We start from the raw sequence: 827 nt of genomic DNA, 5'->3' as shown, positions 1-827 counted from the left end.
CACCAGCCTGCATCCACAATCGCTGCAGCAGTTGCCGAGCGTCGGTTATCAGCGGGCCTTGTCGGCGGAGGGTGTGCTGTCGCTGCACCCGGACGTGCTGATCGGTAGCGAAGAAATGGGGCCGCCTCCGGTGCTCGCGCAGATCAAGGCAGCCGGCATTCGTATCGAGAGTCTGTCGGCCAGGCCCGATCTGGATGCGCTCGAAAGCAATGTGCTGCGCCTGGGTGAACTGCTTGGCAGGCCGCAGCAGGCGCATGAAGAAATCGCGGCCTATCGCCAGGCTCTGCAGCATCAGGCGGCCTGGGTCGCCAAGGCGCGCGAGCAGCAGTCGGCACCGCGTGTGCTGATGTTGCTCGGTCATGCTGGCAGCAACCTCATGGCGGCCGGCAAGGACAGCCTGGCGGTGTGGCTGATCGAGCGGGCCGGTGGCGAGAGTCGCACCGAGCACAGCGGCTACAAACCGATCTCCAGCGAGGCCTTGCTGGCGATGGACCCACAGGTGCTGATCGTAGCCGACCGCAGTCTGCAGGGAGAGGAGGCGCGTCAGGCGGTGCTGCGGCAGAATCCGCTGCTGGCGCAGACCAGCGCCGTGCGTGACGGCCGTGTGCTGAGCCTCGATCCGACGCTGCTGGTGGGCGGGCTCGGTCCGCGCCTGCCCGAGGGGCTGGTCGAGTTGTCGGCGGCGTTCTATCCTTCCGAGCCAGCTCTGACGGCCGAACTCGACCGATGAATCCTGTTTTTCGTCCCCGCCCATTGCTGCTGGCGATGGGCGTCCTCCTGCTGTTTTCGTTCTGGCTGTCGCTGGCCCTGGGGCCCGTCAGCCTGCC

Annotated in this window: 1 protein-coding gene; it reads left to right on the top strand. The window is 66.7% G+C overall.

Annotated features, from left to right (window positions below):
• On the top strand, positions 1-730 hold a 730-nt coding region (locus J0A65_RS24460), incomplete at its 5' end, for a heme/hemin ABC transporter substrate-binding protein (RefSeq protein ID WP_206596854.1).
• Positions 731-827 lie beyond the last annotated feature (97 nt).

Source organism: Bowmanella yangjiangensis (assembly GCF_017255015.1).
Classification (GTDB): Bacteria; Pseudomonadota; Gammaproteobacteria; order Enterobacterales; family Alteromonadaceae; genus Bowmanella; species Bowmanella yangjiangensis.
The sequence above is the reverse complement of the archived record's forward strand: the minus strand, read 5'-3'. Positions and strand labels throughout refer to the sequence as shown.